Below are 19,957 nucleotides of genomic sequence, written 5' to 3'. Positions count from 1 at the left end.
TTGTGTCGGGAGTATGAAGGAGTTGGTTAACTTTGCGGGAACTTATGAAATTATCTATTTTCTGTTTGTTTAGCCCTTTCTTCTTTTTGTTTTCAGGGTTTCCGGTTTTTGCACAGCAAGATACAATTGACTGCGTTAAAGTACTTGATACTGAACCCTATTTTGTTAAGCATAAAACTGCAGAACAAGATGTAATGCTGAAACGTGATATAGAGATTTTAAAACACTGCGGTAATTTTGATAGCATTGACAATGAGTTTTTTAAAGGGCCGATATTAGGCGCTTTAATGCTGGATCAGGTAAGATTGGGGAAACCGGCTACCTACAGAACGCTGATTGAGATGTTGACCGTTTTTAGAGAGACGGCATCCTATAAAGATTTTGCTGAAGGCATGGTATTATACAGAAACCTAAAAAAGAAGAAGGTAAGTCTGAAAGAATGGGAAACAGATAAAGAGCTATTCGTAAGAATGGGTTTTACGGTCAATGACCTTGAAGATTTTAAGGTATTTTTAAGCAAGCCGGAACATATTAAGCTTACTTATGGCGAAGCTCTAACTCAATACATGGCGGAAATTGAGGCCATGAGTATCGACAAATAAGAAAGCATGTAGCGTTTTTGATATATTTTACGTTTAGTGATGAAAAGGATGTTTATGTTTAAGAAAATAGCGATGCTTGTTTGCGCAGTAGGGGTAATACTGCTGGCAGCATGTGATAAAACAGATAATTCAAATTGCCAGGATAAAATTTGCGATGAAAGTTTTGCTACTTTGGTGGTGAAGTTTGTAGATAAAAACGGAGAAGGAGTAGCTGTTGATAATTATAGTGCTGTCAACCAACGTACGGGCGATACTTTAAGTGTTGCGACAAGTGATATCAATTCTGAAACTGGTATTTATATTGTGGCTAGCGACCGGCATATCAGCAAACTTTCAGAAAGTGGAGATAGTGTTAAAGTTACCGGAACGTATACCAAAAGTGCACAGACCAAGTCGGCAATTATAAAGGTAAAAGGAGGGAATTGTGCCTGCCATATATCAAAAATTGATGGGCCTGAGCAAATTAAGTTTGATTAATTTGCTGGTTCGACAAAATACTCCCTCCTTTTAGCAGATCTTATTTGTCTGCTTTAATCTCTACTCGTCTATTTAAAATTCTTCCTTCTTCATTAGAATTTGAAGTTACTGGCTGACTTTCGCCAAAACCTTTAACGGTAAAGTTAGATGCATTTAAACCTGCATTAACAAGATAAGACTTAACTGAATTCGCTCTGTCAACAGACAAAGACATGTTTCTTTCCGGTGTACCTTCTGCTGAAGAGTGTCCGTTTAAGACAAATTTAGCTGTAGGGTCCTTTTTAATTTCGGCAACGGCTTTATCTAAAATTGGGAATGAAGCCGTTTTTAACACGTCAGAGTTAAATTCAAACTGAATGTTTTTGAAGTTAAAATCTGGTTCAGGTGCAGGAGCTGGTTTTTCTGGCTCTGGCGCAGGAGTTGGTGCAGGTTTTTCTGGCTCTGGCGCAGGTGCTGGTTTCTCAACCGGAACCGGATTTGGTTTCGCTACTACTTTCTTTGTTTTACACGAATACATCGAGATTGACAAAAGTCCGATGACTGCAAGGAGCGAAATTGTTTTTGTAATTTTCATTTGAGTTTTATAAAATTTAGTTCATTTGTTATGTGCACAAAAGGTATTAATTATATCTTAAAATGCAAATAAAATAACACACTAATAACGCCAGTTATATTAAGAACGTGTGTTCTACTAAATTTATTTAAAAAATGGAGTGTTGGTGCTCATGTAAATCCTCTGATTAAACAAGTCGTATTGAACGAACTTTTGCCCCCTTTATTGTCGGATTTTAGCTTGATGTTAATAGGTTGTTAAATTATTGCGTCAAACACATTTAATTGGGCTTTTTTGTGTTTGTTCTTTTTGTTCACTTTTGTCTTTTTGGAGGTATTGAGTCTTTATAGTTGTAATTTTGGGTATGCAAGAGCGTAGGATTATTGCTTTTTATTGTGTTTTTTAAAATGTTGTTGAAATATTTAGTTGAAAGCGCATAATTTTCTTGATATAGAGCTACTTTGAATAAAATCATGGTGCTTTTCTGTATAAAAATCCTGCTTCTGTAGAATATGTTAAATGATATTCGAAGAATACTCGAAGTTGAACCCTAATCATCCCTCAACAACATGAAAACTCCCATTATTATTGGAATAACTCCATTTGAACGGCCTGATGTAAATCTTGCCTGTGCGGTGTCAAATGCGAAGGCGTTTCCTGTACTTCACCTCGGAAGAGATAAAGCCGTAGCTGCCGAAGCGTTAGAGCAGTTGTCAGAAAAATGTTCGAAAGGATTTGGCGTGTGCCTGATTTCGGACGATCTTAAGGATGTTGTTTTTCCTGAACAGGTAACTATGGTTATACTGCCGTACGGAATACAAATTGCCAGAAAAAAACAGGTTAAGCTGTTTTATCAGGTTTGCAATGTTGAAGATGCCAAAAAAGCCCAGGCCGAAGGAGCTGACGGGATTATAGTGAAAGGTAATGAAGGCGCCGGAAAGGTTGCCTATGAGTCATCATATATCCTATTTCAACGCATTGTTAAAGAGATTAAAAATATAAACATATATGTACAGGGTGGTGTTGGTATACATACTGCTGCTGCTTTAATTGCATCTGGTGCAGCAGGAGTTGTATTGGACAGTCAACTTGCATTGTTCCCTGAATGCAGCGTTCCAACCCCTATAAAACAGATCTGCGAAAAATTAGGTGGTAACGAAACCAGACTTATTGGAGATTTCAGGGTATTGGTGCGACCAAATTCACCTGTACTTGCTGAAGAGGCCACAGCGGAAGATTTTGAACCTTATTTTAATGGATTTGATCTGGAGCGCTCGTTCCTCCCGATGGGGCAGGATGTTGCGATCTCAGCAGACCTTGTAAACCGGTACAAAAAATTAGACAAGTTAATATTTGGGATTCAGGAAGCCGTTCACGGACATCTTAATCAGGCTAAATCAATCAACGTGATTAGCGTTGATAATGCATTGTCAAGAGATTTAAATATTACCTATCCTATAGCACAAGGGCCTATGACAAGGGTTAGTGATGTTGCACCTTTTGCTAACGCTGTAGCTGAAGCAGGGGCATTGCCTTTTGTTGCACTATCATTGTTAAAGGGAGATCGTGCAAAGGAACTGATCAGTGAAACTAAGAGACTTGCGGGAAATAAGACCTGGGGCGTGGGCATATTGGGTTTTGCTCCTCAGGAGTTGCGTGATGAGCAGCTGGAATATATAAAACAAGAGATGCCTCCTGTAGTGTTAATTGCGGGTGGCAGACCATCGCAAGCTAAACCGCTTGAAAAACTGGGCATAAAAACCTTTCTTCATGTGCCATCGGTTTCACTTCTGGATATGTTTTTAAAGGAAGGCGCCAGACGTTTTGTTTTTGAAGGGCGAGAGTGTGGCGGGCATGTTGGACCTCTATCGAGTATGGTGCTTTGGGAGAAGCAGATTGAGCGTTTATTAAAAGAAGATCAACCGGAACAGATCAGTGTGTTTTTTGCTGGTGGCATCCACGATGCCTTATCAACCGCATTTATTGCTGTAATGGCAGCGCCCTTAGCAGCAAAAGGTGTAAAGGTTGGGGTGTTGATGGGTACTTCATATTTATATACCAGAGAGGCAGTAGCTACGGGGGCTATTCAGGATAAATTCCAGGAACAAGCTATGGTGTCTAACGATACGGTATTATTGGAAACAGCACCAGGTCACGAAACCAGATGTTTAAAATCTCCGTTTGCGGCATTCTTTAATGAAGAAAAAGAAAAGCTCCAGAAGGAAGGGATAGATAAAAAGGAAATCTGGGCGAAGCTGGAAAGCTTAAATGTCGGCCGCCTGCGTATTGCAGCAAAAGGAATTGAACGCAAAGGTGATAAGCTGGTAACCATTGATGAAAAGGATCAGTTGCACTTGGGTATGTACATGATTGGGCAGATAGCGGCAATGCGTAACGAGGTTGTTTCTATTTTAGATTTGCATAAAGATGTTGCTGAAGGCAACTATAAATATATTGAAAACGCAGCATTGGCTGCACTTCCTGAGGCTAACGGAAAATCGCTAAACGTAGCCATAGTAGGAATGGCCTGTATTTTTCCGGGCGCAAAAAATATTGAAGAGTATTGGCGTAATATTATTCTGGGGAACGATTCGGTAACGGAAGTTCCGGATGAACGCTGGAATAAGGAGCTGTACTATAATCCGGAATCAATGGAGAATGACATGTCGCATTCTAAATGGGGTGGTTTTATTCCTAAGATTGATTTCGATCCATTGGAATATGGAATTCCCCCACAATCGTTAGCGGCAATTGAGCCAACGCAGTTATTGAGCCTTATGGTAGCCAAACAGGCAATGGAAAATGCCGGTTATAGAGAGGGTAACTTTAATGCAGAGAACGTATCTGTAATAATAGGAGCCGAGGGTGGGAATGACCTGGCCAACAGCTACAGTTTCAGAGGTTTCTTTAAACAGGTATTTGGCGACATGCCGGCTGAACTGGACGAACTGCTGCCGAAAACCACAGAAGATTCTTTTCCTGGAATTTTAGCCAATGTAATTTCAGGACGTATTACAAACAGGTTAAATCTTGGTGGGCGCAATTATACTGTTGATGCGGCATGTGCTTCATCTTTAGCGGCTATCGATTTGGCTTGTCAGGAATTGTTCCTGGAGAAGTCGGATATGGTACTTGCTGGTGGGGCGGATTTACATAACGGTATTAATGATTACCTGATGTTCTCGAGTACTCATGCTTTATCCCGCAAGGGAAGATGTGCAACGTTTGATGCTGAGGCTGATGGCATTGCCTTAGGTGAAGGTGTAGCTATGGTGGTGCTGAAAAGGCATGAAGATGCTTTGAGGGACGGTGATAGGGTTTATGCTGTAATTCAGGGTATTGGTGGTTCAAGTGACGGGAAGAGCCTTGGTTTAACAGCCCCGCGTAAATCTGGTCAGGTTAGGGCGCTTGAACGTGCATATGGGCAGGCGGGCATCTCGCCATCAGTTCTTGGACTGGTAGAGGCACATGGAACGGGTACCGTAGTCGGCGACAGAACTGAGCTTAGCGCTTTAACTGATATGTTGAATGAATCAGGCGCGAGGGCAAATCAAACTCATTTGGGATCAGTGAAAACCCAGATAGGCCATACCAAATGTGCGGCAGGTTTAGCAGGTTTAATAAAAGCTGCTTTATCTGTTTATCATGGCGTAAAACCGCCAACCATTAACTTAACAAAACCTAACAGTTATTATAACAGTAGTACAAGTCCTTTTGCTTTTCATACCGAAGCCGGGTTGTGGATGGAAGATAAACGTTATGCCGGGGTAAGTGCCTTTGGTTTTGGAGGCACTAATTTCCATGCGGTTATTGAAAGCGATCATAAAGTTTCTGAACAGGCATCTGCATTAACTTCATTGCCGTCTGAACTGTTTGTTTTTAGAGGCGATACCTATGAGGAAGCCAAAAAACAATTGAGTAATGTAAAGGCTTTACTGGATGAAAACGACAATATAGATTTAAAGGACATTGCCTTTAGCTTGGCCATGGGAAATACTAAGCAGATACAGCTGAGTATTGTAGCTGATAGAGTTGAAGACCTGATTATGAAGATTGACCTGGCTTTATCGGGCGTTGAAAGTAAAGATACCTATATCACTAAGAAGAGAGCAGGTAAGGTAGCGTTTATGTTCCCTGGACAGGGTAGTCAGCGTATCAATATGGCAAGAGATCTTTTTGTGATATTTCCCGCCATGCGGAAACTGCTAAACAACAGGAGTAAATATGAACAAGTCCTTTTCCCAAATGCGGTATTTGATGAAGCTTCCTTAAAAGCTCAGAAAGAAAGAATTAAGGATACCCGTATGGCACAGCCACTTTTAGGTATTGTGGATCTGGCAATTGCTAATTTTCTTAAAGACTTGGGTATTGAACCTGACATGGTTGCGGGACATAGTTATGGTGAGTTACCTGCTTTGTGTTTTGCCGGTGCTTTTGATGATGATCAACTGGTGTTTTTAAGTGAACAAAGGGCCAAGGCGATTCTCGATGCTGTAGAAGATGGAGATACGGGGGCTATGATTGCGGTAACCAGTAAGGAGGATGAGATATTTAAGGTGATTGATGGCATGAAGGATGTTTATGCAGTAAACTATAATTCGCCAACTCAATTGGTAATTGCAGGTACAACGCCTGCAATTAAAAAGCTTACAGAAATACTTAAAACTGCTAAAATTTCTTTCAGACAATTGGAAGTTGCCTGTGCTTTCCACAGTCCGCTGGTGGCTAAATCGAAAGCACTTTATAAGCATGTGTTAGATAGGGTTGAGTTTACAGATCCTAGCTTACCTGTTTGGTCAAACACGACCGCTGGATTATATCCGACAGGGGCGGAAGCAGTAAAGGAAAGACTTACCGATCACCTGGTGAAACCTGTGAAATTTGTAGAACAGGTAAAACAGATGTACGAGGACGGAGCAAGAATCTTTATTGAAGTTGGACCTGGAAAAGTATTAACAGCTCTAGCGAAAGCATGCTTAGGCAGAGATGAGTTGCTCCTTTATGCAGAGGACAATAGCCACAATAAGATAACACATTTGCTTTGTACAATTGCGACTTACATAGCCACAGGGCGTGATGTTAAATTGGAGAAATTGTTTGAAGGCCGTAATGGCAGGCATTTAAACCTGGATGAACCACAGCAGTACAAGAAGAGTAAAACAGTTTGGTATGTAAATGGGCAGCATGCAATTCCATCGGTAGGGAAACTACCTGCTAACGGGGCTTTGCCGATAATGCAACCACTTAAACTAAAAGGAACAGAAGTGAAAACAGAATATATAAATAACCCATCGAATGGGGCAGAACAAATGATGCAGGAATACCTGAACAGTATGAAAATGATGATTCAGGCACAACGTGATGTGATGTTAACGTTTTTAGCTCAGCAATCGCCAAATATGCAAATGCCTCAACAAATGTATGTTCCTGCACCGGTTGTAACGCAATCAGCGCCATCGGTACAGATTGCAACCAGGCAACCTGTGGCCGAGATTCAGCCAATGGTGACCGTTGTAAAACCTGTAGCATTAAAAGTTGATGTTAAAGCGGTTTTAATGAGTATTGTAAGTGATAAAACTGGGTACCCTCAGGAGATGCTTGGAATGGAAATGGACTTAGAGGCTGATTTAAGTATTGATTCTATTAAGCGTATGGAGATTATAGGTTCCTTGCGCACTGAACTGGGTGGTTTTAGTAATGCAGATAAAAATGAAGATGCTTTTATGGAGCAGCTTGCAGGTATTAAAACATTAAGTGGTTTGGTAAACTGGATCAATGAAAGTACTGCTTCGGCTGTTCCGGTTACAGAGGAAGTGACTGGTGTGAAATTTACGCTTGCAGATATTAAATCTGCAATTCTTTCAGTTGTAAGTGATAAGACCGGTTATCCGCAGGATATGCTGGGGATGGATCTTGATCTCGAAGCGGATCTAAGTATAGATTCAATTAAACGCATGGAAATTATTGGCGAGCTGAAGGTAAAGATCGGTTTTAATAAAAGTGAGGAAAGTGGCGATAATCTAATGGAAAAACTTGCCGCGATTAAGACGCTTAACGGTTTGGTAAATTGGATTTCGGAGATAGAATCTGAAGGTACCGAAACCGTTGCTGAGGCTAAAAAGATTATTGAAGAGAGCGCAGTAAATGATAATTATGGTGAATCGTTGTCGAGACTTCGATTTGAGCTTACCCCTTCGGAACTTTTAAATAAAGATACCTCATCATTAAAAGGAGTTCGTTTTGCGGTAACTGACGATGCTGGTTTGCAGGCCATGGCCATTAAAGAACTATTTGAGGCTCAGGGAGCAATTGTAGATGTTGTTTCTGTTAAAGATAGTTTAAAAGGTTATAAAGGTTTGATCATGCTGAACATGTTCAGTACGCCAGATAAGGCTACTATTATTGACAATATTGCAATGATAAAGGAGCTGGATTTTGAGGAGATGAAATGGGTATATCTAATTTCGGATACCAAGGGTTATATGGATAATGAATCTGATGCGGCCATGTTAAGGCACTTTCAGGGATACTCAGGCTTGTTTAAAAGTTTAGATAAGGAATATGAAAATACCAAATGCAGGGTTGTAAGTTTAACCACAAAATCTGCAACATCAGAAATTGCTAAAATCACCTTGAATGAGATCCTGAATCCGGATGAGCCTTCTGAGGTTATATATGATGGCGTTAACAGACAGACGCTTGAACTTATTCCTTCACAGCTGGTAACCGGATTGACTGATTCCCATATTCAGCTGGATAAAGAAGCGGTGGTGCTGGTTCTTGGTGGGGCCCAGGGTATTACCGCTAAGCTGATGACACATTTTGCAAAGGATTATTCTTGCAGATATATTTTAGTTGGCCGTTCTCCTGACCCCAGAGCCAATGGATTGGACCAGTTTACTTTTATGAAAACCAAAGAAGAGATCAGGGCTTATCTAATCAAACAGGGTAATCTTAAAAAACCGGTAGAAATAGAGCAGGAAACAAACAAAATCTATAAAAACAACCAGATTCTGGAAACTATCGGCTCACTTGAATCAGCAGGATCTATAGTATCATATGCATCACTTGATTTGCGTGACGAAGAAGGCTTAAGCAAATTTATTGGTCAGGTTTATGAAGAATACGGAAGGATAGATGGAGTAGTTCATGGCGCGGGTTTGCTGGAGGATAAATTGTTCCATGGTAAAACGGTGGAATCCTTTAGACGGGTTTTTGAAACCAAGGTAACTCCTTTACGTGTACTTGCGGAGCAACTAAGACCAGAAACGCAATTCGTAATCTTCTTCTCGAGCATAGCTTCGGTTTACGGAAACCGTGGACAAACAGATTATGCGGCAGCAAATAGCGTAATGGACAGGTACGCCTGGGCATTAAAAGCCAAGATAAAGGGTAAGGTGATGGCGATAAACTGGGGCCCCTGGAAAGGCGCAGGCATGGTTTCGTCTACACTGGAAAAAGAATATGAACGCAGAGGAATTTCCATGATACCCTTGCAGGATGGCATGGAGACCTTTGTAAATGAAGTTAAATACGGAAATGAGAGTCAGGTACTCATCATGGCAGGAAGTAACTGGTAGCCAGAGGGTGTTATGAAAAAAACGGATGTAGCTGTAGTAGGAATGTCTTGCATTTTTCCCGGTGCGGGTGATGTGGAGACCTTCTGGCAAAATATAATTAACAAGGTAGATTCTACGCAGATTGTTCCTGCCAATAGAATTGATCAGGTACATTTTGAAAAGGGTTCAGCTGGAGTCGATCGTTTTTATTGTAACCGTGGAGGTTTTATCCCTGAAGTGGAGTTTGATCCTGCCGGTTTTGGGATATTACCATTAGCTGTTGAAGGTACAGAACCTGATCATTTATTAACACTTAACCTGGTTCAGAAAGCATTGGAAGATGCAGGGGTGTTTGAAAAAAATGTTTCGCTTGATAAAACGGGCATCATTATCGGTAAAGGGAATTATGCCGGGCCGGGAGCTACCCGCGCCATAGAAATAGTGAGAACAGGCGAGCAGATTGCCAGTGTTTTAAAAGATCTTTTACCTCATTTGGGCGAAGAAGAAATAGATAAGGTAAAGAAAGAGTTTCAGGTTCGTAAAGGTCGTTTTGGCGCTGATACTGCAATGGGGCTTATTCCTAATCTTGTGGCTTCTTTAGTTGCCAACAGGTTAAATCTTGGCGGGGTGGCTTATACTTTAGATGCGGCCTGTGCGAGCTCTCTTATTGCCATTGATCATGCGGTGCAGGAGTTGAATAGTAAGCGTTGCAATATGGTTATTGCAGGGGGTGTTCATGTTGGCCAGAATGCTGCATTCTGGAGTATTTTTACTCAACTGGGTGCCTTATCCAGAAAAGGAAAGATTGCTCCTTTTGATGAGGGAGCCGATGGATTACTTATTGGAGAAGGTTGTGGGTTTGTGGTACTAAAACGCATTGAAGATGCAATTGCAGATGGCGACAGGATCTATTCCATATTAAAAGGTATTGGTGTTAGTAGTGATGGTAGCGGCACCAGTGTAATGAGCCCTTCGGTGAAGGGACAGATCAAAGCAATTGCTCAAGCCTGGGAAAATGCAGGTGTTGATTTAAAAGATATAGGATATATAGAAGCCCATGGTACCGGCACGCCATTGGGTGATAAAACTGAGATAGAGACTTTATTGCAATTTTTTGGTAGTGATAATTCATTGCCAAAGGCAGGTGTTGGAACGGTAAAATCTAATATTGGTCATGCCATGCCTGCTTCGGGTATTGCGGGACTGATAAAGACATCATTAGCATTGTATCATGGCATTATTCCGCCAACATTGCATTGTGATGTTCCTTTAGCGCAATTAAAAGAAACGAGATTTAGAGCGGTGCAAGATCCGCAGAATTGGGAGTCCTCAGGATTACCAAGGATTGCGGGGGTAAATGCCTTTGGTTTTGGGGGTATAAATGCACATGTGGTACTTGAAGGTTATGGAGCTAATAAGCCGGAGCCTGCTTCTGTTTTAAAGAGTACCCAAACAGATGAGGTGCTGTTAATAGCGCGTCACAGCCACGAAGATTTGCTGGATGCTTTGGAAACCAATGACAAAGATCCTGGTGAAGGCAAATATCGCATTGCAGTGTTTGATCCGACTCCCGAGCGAATAAAGAAAGCGCTTAAAATCGTGGGAAAAAATGTTCCATGGCGCAATAAACAAGATATATGGTATAATAATGAACCTCTTTTAAGCAACGGTGGGAAAGTAGCCTTTGTGTTTCCGGGCCTTGATGGTTTGGCAAGTGGAGAGGTGCTTAGTGTTGCTGAGCATTTCAATATTGCACATAAGGAGGCTTCGACAGCTGGGGGCTTATTAGATGAAGCTTTGAAAATTCTGGAGAAAAGCAGTATCCTTGATACGGCCATTAAGCAATTAGGTATACTGCCTGATATGAATGCTGGACATAGTTTAGGTGAATGGCTCGCGGCAAGATCTTCTGAGTTAGCAGAAGAATCATCGGTAATGCAATTGCTAAATTACCTCAATCCGGAAACATTTGAGTTAAAGGATTCCAAATTTATTGCTGTAGGATGTGGAATTGACAAGCTGCAGTCTATTATCGAAAACATAGATCAATTATATCTTTCAAATGATAATTGCCCGCAACAGGTTATTCTTTGCGGAAGTAATATGGCTCTTGATGAGCTGGTGCCAATATTAAGGACTAAGCAAATCTTTCATCAGATACTCCCTTTCCAGTCTGGATTCCATTCCCCTTTTGTGGCAGCTAAACTGGATGTTATGCTGGAGGGCATGAAGGATATGCAGTTTAGAAAAACGAAGTTTCCTTTATGGTCGGCAACTACTTTGGAGCTTTATCCGGAAGGTTTTGAAGCAATAAGACAATTAAGTGTAGAACACCTGATAAAGCCTGTTCGCTTTCGTGAACTTACTGAGCGACTTTATAATGAAGGCGCAAGGGTGTTTGTCCAAATTGGGTCGGGTGGTTTGATTGGTTTTATTGATGATACTTTACGTGGCAAAAATTATAGTGCGGTATCTTCAAACGTACCAATCCGTTCTGGTATTGCCCAGTTGCAGCGCGTACTTGCTGCATTGTTTGTTGAAGGTAAGGAAGCCGGAATGCAATTCATGGGGTATGAGAAGAAAAAAAATGCAACTAGAAAGGGCATTGTGCTTCAACTTGGCTTACCCATAATTAATAATATTGCGGGCATTAAAGCACTAACACTAAAACAGGAAAGAACTGCTTGTCGCAGAGAGGCAGTTCTGGAGGATTCTGCTGCTTCACATCCCCTGATGAAGGCTTTTAATGAGAATGTTGAGGAGATGATTGATATTCAATCTGAATTACTTCAGCTATTTAAGAATGGAGGTTCTGTTGGTCAAACTATAGATGCCCCTACTCCGGTTATGACGGCCCCGGGGAAGCGGATGCCGTTTTCTAAAAAGCTGGATGTCAGCTTAGACAACTGTCCGTACCTGGTAGACCATTCATTGCTCAGACAACCCAAAGAGTGGCACTGTGTAGATGATATGGATCCAGTAATTCCTATGACAATGATTTTTGAGCTGTTCGCTGAAATTGCAGTTGAGCAGTCGCCCGAAGAGCAGGTGCAAAAGATCATGAACATAAAGGTGTTTCAATGGATGAATGTTGCAAAACCATTTGTAGAAACCGTTATAGGCGAGTGGAAAGATCAGCAGTTGGTGTATTTGAACCTGGAGCGTTTTGCAAATGCAGAAGTATTGCTGGCTAGAAAACTTGCCGATGCTCCTGTTAGGAGTTTTGACGTGGGTGAGATTTTGAACATCGACAGAACAACTGAACAAATATATGATGGACATATGTTTCATGGACCCCGCTATCAGGGTATAAAGAAATTAATTGCTGTTGGTGAAAAGGGTATTACCGGTATCATTGAAGGTGATACTGGCAAGGGGTCTCTTTTGGACAATGCCGGACAGCTGTTTGGTTTATGGCTACAGCTTACACTTACAAAAGATCGCATCGCTTTCCCTGTTAAAATACAGGAAATAGAATTCTTTGATGATTTTAAAGACCAGAAGGGAAGCTTTGAATGTACTTGTGTGCTCACGGAGTTGAATGATGAATTTGCTACCGCAGATTTTGTGATGAAAAGGGACAATAAGATCTGGGCGATAATATCAGGCTGGCAAAACAGAAGACTTGAAATTGACGATGCTTTGTGGAGTGTATCTATGTCGCCATTAAATAACAGACTTTCAGAAGAAATTGCTCCAGGGGTGTTCATGTTTCACAACGCTTACAATAGGGTGGTTTCGTGGGATTTTATTTTAAAACGCTATTTCAATCAGGATGAGAAAAAACATCATAATTCTTTATTGCCAAATAAGCGAAAAGAATGGGTGATCAGTAGGGTTGCAGTAAAAGATGCTGTTCGAAATTTACTGAACAAGACTAAGCAAGAAGCATACTTTCCTATTGCTTTTGAAATCAGATCTGACGAATTCAGGAAGCCCTACCCACATGGCAAGATGACTGACGGCATACATGTTTCTATTGCTCATAAAGGGACTGATGCGGTGGGAATTGCACAATACGATCGCGCTGTTGGTATTGACATTGAACGGATTAAAGAGCGAAGTGAAGGGTTTAGTGATCTCGTTTTCTCTGAGGAAGAAAAGGTCTTATTAGCTGGTAAAGACAAGGCAGAATGGGCAACCCGTTTCTGGGTGGCGAAGGAAGCTTACGGGAAATACCTTGGTAAAGGCTTACAGGGAAATCCAAAAGTATATGCTATACAAGAGATCAGAGGAGAAGAATTAAGAATTAACGACATATTCATAAAAACAATAAAACATAAAAATTATATAATCGGATGGACGCAGTAGTATCGACAGCAAAACTGAACAGCAACGAGATCTTTGATCTTATGAAACAATTTATTACAGAGGTGATAGGGGAAGAGTTTGTGGAGGAAATGGACATCACTATGGAAAGCTCTTTCACTAAAGACCTTGAGATGGATAGTATTGAAATTGTATCCTTTTCTGAGAAAATTAAGGCACACTTTGGTGAGCAGATAGACTTTACAGGATGGTTGTCTAATATGGATCTTGATCAGCTTATCAATCTGAATTTAGGAACAATTGTAAATTATATAGAAGAATGCCAATAATAGAGGTAAATAACCGAGGGGTGCATATTCAGGAACTGAATAAAGGGGCTGCTGAAACAGTTCTGCTTGTTCATGGGATGTTCAGCAACCTTTCTATTTACTATTTTAATATTGCTCCCATTTTAGCAAAACACTTTCATGTGGTTATGTATGATCTTAAAAGCCATGGCTTAAGTGAAAGGATAGAAAATGGCTATGATCTTAATAGTATGACTGATGATCTGGTGGATTTGCTGGATAGTTTGGGAATTGATAAGGTGCATCTGGGCGGATATAGTTTTGGGGGACTTATTGCTTTGAAAATGGCTGCGCGCTTTCCCCGAAAGATAAAAAAGCTTGCTGTTATAGAAGCTCCAGACCCAAATGATGATAAAACACGAGATATTATAGATGATTACAGCAGGGAGTTTCTGGAGCATTACGTAATGAATTTTACAAATACCACGAAAGTAAAAATGGGAAAGCGACAGATGGAACGTAACCATCGCATGTATGAGTATCTTTTTCATGAAACCAGTATAAAGAGCGATATGATTCTTGAGAAGGAGTTTTTTAGCGATGCTGAGATTTCGGATATACAGCAAGACACTTTATTGCTATATGGTGCAAATTCAAATTGCCTGGGAGCGGGTAAGAAATTGAAAAATAAGATAAGAGCCGCAGAATTGCTTGAGGTTAACGGCGACCATAATATTCCTATTCAGGAGCCGGTAAGTATTGGAAATATCATGGAAACATTTTTTAATAATGGCTAAATTCGTATTTATAGTTCCGCCTTTAACAGGGCATATTAACCCTACATTAAGTATTGGTGCTGTTTTATTGCATCGCGGTCACGAAGTAGCCTGGATTAGTCTGGATAAATCTTTGGCTTTGCGCCTACCTAAAGGGGGGGAGTTACTGCTTATCGAATATGATGAAAATGATCAGCAAAAACAGGACAGCGAGAAATATCTTGACATCATTACGAAGAAGATCGTTTATGGTATCGATAGCATCAAATTTCTTTATGAGGAAGTTCTGATCCCTTTGAACAGACACAGTTACGAAGGTATTGTGGGTTTGTTGGATAAGTTTAAGCCAGATCTGATAATTACAGACCATCAGATGTTTGCCGGGGCTATTGCTGCAGTTAATAAAAATATTCCTTATGCAACTTCTGTAACTGCACCGGCTGCAATTAAGGTGATGGATGAACTACCTAAGATCCATGAATGGGAGGTAAACCAAATTGTGGCACTTCAAAAGGAGTTGGGTATTGAAACCGGGAACTCCATTGCCTGCTCGGACCTATTAACAATGGTGTTGACTTCTAAAGCATTTTTTGGTGAAATGGAACTGCCTTCTAATTATCAATTTGTAGGTCCTGTTTTCCATAAGAGAGAAGGTCAAACTGCTTTTGATTGGAAAAGATTGGAGCAAAGGACCGGGCAGCCAAAAATACTGGTAAGTATAGGGACCACTTTTGATCACGAACATAAGAAGAGTTTTTTTGCTAAGGTGATTGAAGCTTTTGCTGAGGAACCTTTAACAGTTGTGGTTGTTTCTGACCCTTCGTTGTTTGAGGAATGGCCCGAGAATTTTATAGTTCAGCGCAATGTTCCACAACTGGAACTGCTACCTTATCTCGATGCAGTTGTTTGTCATGGAGGTCATAATACAGTATGTGAAACTTTAACTAATGGCTTGCCAATGGTAGTTGTGCCAATTGCGTATGATCAGTCGCACGTTGCCGGGAGGGTGGTCAGAGTGGGTGCTGGTTTGAGGTTAAATTTCAATCGGTTCAAATCAAAACATCTTAAGGAAGCTGCTGATGAAATTTTAAATAATGACTCTTTCGGTAATGCAGCCCAACAGATGGGTTTGTCTTTTGAAGAGGCCGGAGGAACGGAGACTGCAKCNAGATMWGSTWGNNCAGTTNMAGNYGYGGNRASATNTGWKSWGRWATTAAATAATTAAAAGAGAATTATGTCAAAGTTTTTGTTCGTTGTGCCGCCTTTTTTTGGTCATATAAGCCCAACGTTAAGCGTAGGAGCTAGTCTGATTGCTAACGGTCATGAGGTGAAATGGTTCGGCGTTATACCACTTTCGGATTCTCATATTCCTGGGGGTGGTGAGTACATCTATCCACATGATGATTTGGTTGAACATYAGGNRMGMWSTTCNNRMMRTATNTMMMRWSACANKMCGATGGCCCGGCTTGTTCTGGTCCTGAGGTAATGAAACTGGCACTTGAAGAAACCTATGTTCCTATAGCCCGCATTATGATGAAAGGCCTTGGTAAGTGTGTGGATGAATGGAAGCCAGATGTAATTATAAACGATTGCATCACTTTTGCGGGAGCATTATGTGCTTACATTAAAGGAGTTCCTTGTGTTACCACCACACCGGTGCCGCCAGATGTGATGGGAGATACGGCGAACAGCGCACCTAAAATATTTGAATGGCAGGAAAACCTGATTAAAGGATTACAGCGGGAATTTGGTGTGTATGGTGAGGAAATTATTATTCACTCACATAAAATGAACATCGTTTTTACTTCTGAAGAGTTTGCTGGAGCTCAGGGCTCAATGCCTCATATGAAATTTGTTGGACCTGTTAAAGGTCGGCCAAATCATGCTGACTTTGATTGGGAGAGATTAGAAAAGGCAACTACCCCCAAAGTATTTGTTTCATTAGGAACTTTGCTGGTTGACATTAGAAAAGAGTTTTTTGGTAAGTTGATCGAAGCTTTTGCCGACGCCCCGGTAACTATCGTGGCAGCAACCAGTCCGGATATCTTTGAGCAATGGCCAGATAATTTTATTGTTAATGGTTTTGTGCCACAGGCTGAGCTGATGCCAAAAATGGATGCTGTGATTTGTCATGGTGGTTTTAATACCGTTAACGATACTTTTATTAATGGGTTGCCGATGTTGATTACTCCAATTGCTTATGATCATTTTCATACAGCAAAACTTATTGAAAATGCGGGTTGCGGGATCAAGATCCGTTATAAAAGATTACGCATTGAGGACATGAAAAAGGCGGTATTTGAATTGCTGGAAAATCCGATATACAGAAACGCCTCTTTAAGAATTAAAGAAACATTTATTGCTGCCGGTGGAAATGATAAAGCAGTGCAACTATTAGAAGAATTTGTATGAAAAGAAAACTTCTATTTGCCGAAAGAATGCTTCATGGAAATGGAGAAGCACCCTTTAATGCCGTAATTCCTATAAAACTAAAGGGCAGTTTTGAGATAGAGGGTTTGCATTATGCGTTACGGAGGCTCCAGGAAAAGCACCCGTTTTTGAATGCTTTTGTGATCGATGACCAGAAGTTGAGGCCTTGGTTTGTGGTTAGTGAAAAAATTGAACTGCAAATTCCTTTAAGGATTGTAACTCGGAATACTGATGACGACTGGAAGACAGAGTCAATGAATGAGTGGTCGACCGTGTTTGATACCAGATCAGGGCCTTTAATGAGGCTGGTGTGGATAAAAGGCGAGGAGTTTTCTGAATTTATAATGGTTATTCATCATTGCCTTTGTGATGGAGGCTCGGCTATGGCAATTTTGGCGGAGCTTTTACTATTAATAGATGATGGCTCAGTAGAGATAGGTAAGGAAGATCCTATTTTAAGGATTGAAGATATTATACCGGTTTCGATTCTTAACAGTAAGAAGAAGATCATTAAGGCTAAATTAATTGGAGGTGTAGCAAACCTGTTTTTGTGGCTGATTCCCGTTAAGAAGAAATTGATCGAAAGAAAGCGCGATTATATGATTCACTGGAAGCTTGAAAAAGAATTGAGCGACCGGTTAATCCATAAGTGTAAATCTGAAGGAGTTACCGTTAATACAGCGCTATGTGTGGCAGTATTAAATGCCTTTAAGGGGGTTCGAAAAAAAAATTTTCATAACAAAATCTCACTCCCTGTTGATATTCGCAGGGTTGCACCAAAAATAAAGAGAGATAACATTTTTGCATTTGGTTTGATGCTGGTGGTTTCTGCAGATAAAGATCTCGGCTTTTTTGCGGACGCTAAAAGAATGCAGGAAGATATTGATAAGAAAACAGCAAAGCTAGATCCGTATGAAACGATTATGATGATGGAAGAGTCTCATTCATCATTAAATAACTTCACTAATTTTCTAAAGTATGGGAAATCGAGTAACGATTGCATGTTTTCTAATCTGGGCAAAGTAGATATCCCTTACCTGTATAAAAATTTTGCTGTTGAAACCATTTTTAGTCCCTCTGTAATAGGTCCGTTGGGGAATACGACAACACTTGTAACCTCAACCTATCTTGGGCAAATGGATTTTACATTTATTGCCAGCGAAGGGTTTATCCCTTACAATGAAGCGCAGGCTATTAAAGAAAAAATGATGGAAATACTTAATGAGCTATGAGAAGAAGACTGATTATGGGAGAAAGAATCATGTATGTGGATGCTTCTACTCCTTTAAATTGTGTATTTGCGATTACCATTCGAGGGAGTTTTACTCTTGAAAGATTACGTAATGCGTTACATAAAGTGCAGCAAAAACATCCTTTATTGCGAGCAAGTATAAAAGAAGATGCTGCTGGGGTTCCGTATTTTGTTTCAAGCAATAAGCTCTCCGAAATTCCAGTTAGAATCGGAGAACGGGTTAGTGATGACGATTGGAAAGTACAATCTAAAGCTGAATGGAGGAAACTCTTTGATGGGAAAAGTGCGCCATTGGCAAGAGTTGTATGGCTTAAAGATGCCGAAGTTTCGGATCTGATTCTAGTTTGTCCACATTGTATTTGTGACGGTACTACCTTTGTTGCTTTAATGAATGAGATATTAGGAGTACTGGATAAGCCGGAAAAGGAGTTGTCCAGCTACCTGCCATTTAATTCTATGGAAGGATTACTTTCTCAATCATTTAAAGCGAGTAAAGGAAAGGTTTTAAAAGCGAAGTTTTTTTCAGTAGTTGCAAGGCTGTTTTTTCTTTTTAAATCTACAAAAAGTAAAAGTCCGGATGGACAAAACTATTTCTTGCATTGGAAACTGGATGCAGAGAAAACGGCAGCACTTGCTATTGAATGTAAAACAGCAGGTGTAAGTGTATATTCCGCATTGTGTGTTATTTTATTAAAAGCATTTCAATCTGTCAAAGGGGCCAAGGCTCATGGCAAGGTAATCTGTCCGGTTGATGTGAGGCGATTTATCAGCGAAATAAAAGGGGATACCATGTTTGCTTTTGCACCCATTGCCGAACTATCGGTTGATGATAAGCTTATCGGCTTTTGGGAAAAAGCAAAGAAAGTAAAGGAAGACCTGAATGCAAAAATTGCTGCCATGAATGTTCATGAACTCTTGATCATGAGCGAATATTTCCATAGCTCGGTAAAGAAGATGGTGAAGTATTTATTGAGCACTGAAGGTAGTCATGATGTAACTTTTTCAAATATGGGGAGGCTGGGAATTCTTGAAAACTACGATTCTTTTGAAGTGGAAGCTATATATAGTCCAACAGTCGGTTTCCCCTGGCGAAATTCCAATACCATAGTTGTAAGTACTTTTAGAGGAGAAATGGATTTCACATTTTGCTCAAATGACGCTTTTTTACCTGAAAGCGAGGCAATAGCAATTAAAAATAAAGCGCTGGAACTGTTACAGCAAGAGTTGATGGTAAGTTATGCTTAAAGATTTAAAAAGTGATGACATGGTATTGAAAAGGCTTGTTCTACGAAACCTACCGCTTTACTTTATTCCCAATGTGATCGCCAACACTATTATCCCTTATTTTAGCTTTAAAAATCTCAATGCGGTTCATTTATTTGAAGGGGAGTATTGCATCGCAAGGTTTCTGCTACCTATGGCATTGTTGCTTCCATTTATAATCACTTTTGATATTTTAAAAAAGACCATAGCGCTTTCTGAAGAGGGTAAAGTAGGATTTGTGCTGCCTGATAATTTTACAAAGAATAAATTTATGTTTAAGATGGCAGGTATTAACGGTGTAACTACCTCTTCTGTTATTTTGTTTTTTATGTTGGCGGTTCAACTTAGTATCCCTAAAGATTATAGTTTTAATGGGAAATTGCTTTCTATCCTTTTGGGTGTCCTGGCTGGCACATTGTCGATAGTTTTTACCCTCTGGCCCATTAAAAAAATTAAGGAGTTAAAAAGCGCTTAATTTCTAGCTTGATA

At 40.4% G+C, this 19,957-nt stretch carries 11 protein-coding genes and 1 pseudogene; 11 read left to right on the top strand and 1 reads right to left on the bottom strand.

The features are described from left to right. The first annotated feature begins 44 nt into the window (after positions 1–44). Together N824_RS21475 and N824_RS21470 are read left to right on the top strand one after the other, a co-directional pair. On the top strand, positions 45–602 hold the full coding sequence (locus N824_RS21475; RefSeq protein ID WP_048907183.1) for a hypothetical protein: 558 nt from the start codon (positions 45–47) through the stop codon (positions 600–602). Positions 603–656: 54 nt separating this feature from the next. Continuing rightward, positions 657–1,079 (top strand): hypothetical protein, encoded by a 423-nt coding sequence (locus N824_RS21470; protein ID WP_152542438.1) that lies wholly within the window; start codon positions 657–659, stop codon positions 1,077–1,079. Positions 1,080–1,119: 40 nt separating this feature from the next. On the opposite strand, the gene N824_RS21465 is transcribed toward N824_RS21470, so the two are convergent. Further along, positions 1,120–1,653: an OmpA family protein gene (locus N824_RS21465; protein ID WP_048907181.1), complete on the bottom strand. Its 534-nt coding sequence runs from the start codon at positions 1,651–1,653 to the stop codon at positions 1,120–1,122. Positions 1,654–2,201: 548 nt separating this feature from the next. On the opposite strand from N824_RS21465, the gene N824_RS21460 reads away from it, so the two are divergent. From N824_RS21460 to N824_RS21420, 9 genes and pseudogenes are all read left to right on the top strand, one after another. Beyond that, the gene (locus tag N824_RS21460; RefSeq protein WP_048907180.1) at positions 2,202–9,212 is read left to right on the top strand and encodes a type I polyketide synthase; all 7,011 of its coding nucleotides are present in this window, start codon (positions 2,202–2,204) and stop codon (positions 9,210–9,212) included. A 12-nt stretch (positions 9,213–9,224) separates the two neighbouring features. Next, positions 9,225–13,502 carry a type I polyketide synthase gene (locus N824_RS21455; RefSeq protein WP_048907179.1) on the top strand — a complete coding sequence of 1,426 codons (4,278 nt, stop codon included), beginning with the start codon at positions 9,225–9,227 and terminating at the stop codon, positions 13,500–13,502. Next, on the top strand, positions 13,490–13,789 hold the full coding sequence (locus tag N824_RS21450) for an acyl carrier protein (RefSeq protein WP_048907178.1): 300 nt from the start codon (positions 13,490–13,492) through the stop codon (positions 13,787–13,789). The genes N824_RS21455 and N824_RS21450 overlap by 13 nt, the downstream gene beginning before the upstream one ends. Further along, positions 13,780–14,544 (top strand): alpha/beta fold hydrolase, encoded by a 765-nt coding sequence (locus N824_RS21445; protein WP_048907177.1) that lies wholly within the window; start codon positions 13,780–13,782, stop codon positions 14,542–14,544. The genes N824_RS21450 and N824_RS21445 overlap by 10 nt, the downstream gene beginning before the upstream one ends. After that, positions 14,537–15,748: pseudogene (locus N824_RS21440) on the top strand (glycosyltransferase). Before N824_RS21445 ends, N824_RS21440 begins: the two are co-directional and overlap by 8 nt. Before the next feature lie 260 nt (positions 15,749–16,008). Beyond that, a complete protein-coding gene (locus N824_RS21435) occupies positions 16,009–16,935 on the top strand; it encodes a glycosyltransferase (protein WP_200869921.1) in 927 nt (308 codons plus the stop codon). Next, positions 16,932–18,185, top strand: coding sequence for a condensation domain-containing protein (locus tag N824_RS21430; RefSeq protein ID WP_048907175.1), 1,254 nt, complete (start codon positions 16,932–16,934; stop codon positions 18,183–18,185). Before N824_RS21435 ends, N824_RS21430 begins: the two co-directional genes overlap by 4 nt. After that, positions 18,182–19,450 (top strand): condensation domain-containing protein, encoded by a 1,269-nt coding sequence (locus N824_RS21425; RefSeq protein WP_048907174.1) that lies wholly within the window; start codon positions 18,182–18,184, stop codon positions 19,448–19,450. The genes N824_RS21430 and N824_RS21425 overlap by 4 nt, the downstream gene beginning before the upstream one ends. Then, the gene (locus N824_RS21420) at positions 19,443–19,943 is read left to right on the top strand and encodes a hypothetical protein (protein WP_048907173.1); all 501 of its coding nucleotides are present in this window, start codon (positions 19,443–19,445) and stop codon (positions 19,941–19,943) included. Before N824_RS21425 ends, N824_RS21420 begins: the two co-directional genes overlap by 8 nt. Positions 19,944–19,957: the final 14 nt, after the last annotated feature.

Origin of the sequence: Pedobacter sp. V48 (genome assembly GCF_000523515.1) — a bacterium.
Lineage (GTDB): Bacteria > Bacteroidota > Bacteroidia > Sphingobacteriales > Sphingobacteriaceae > Pedobacter.
This window is presented reverse-complemented; position numbering and strand designations above follow the sequence as displayed.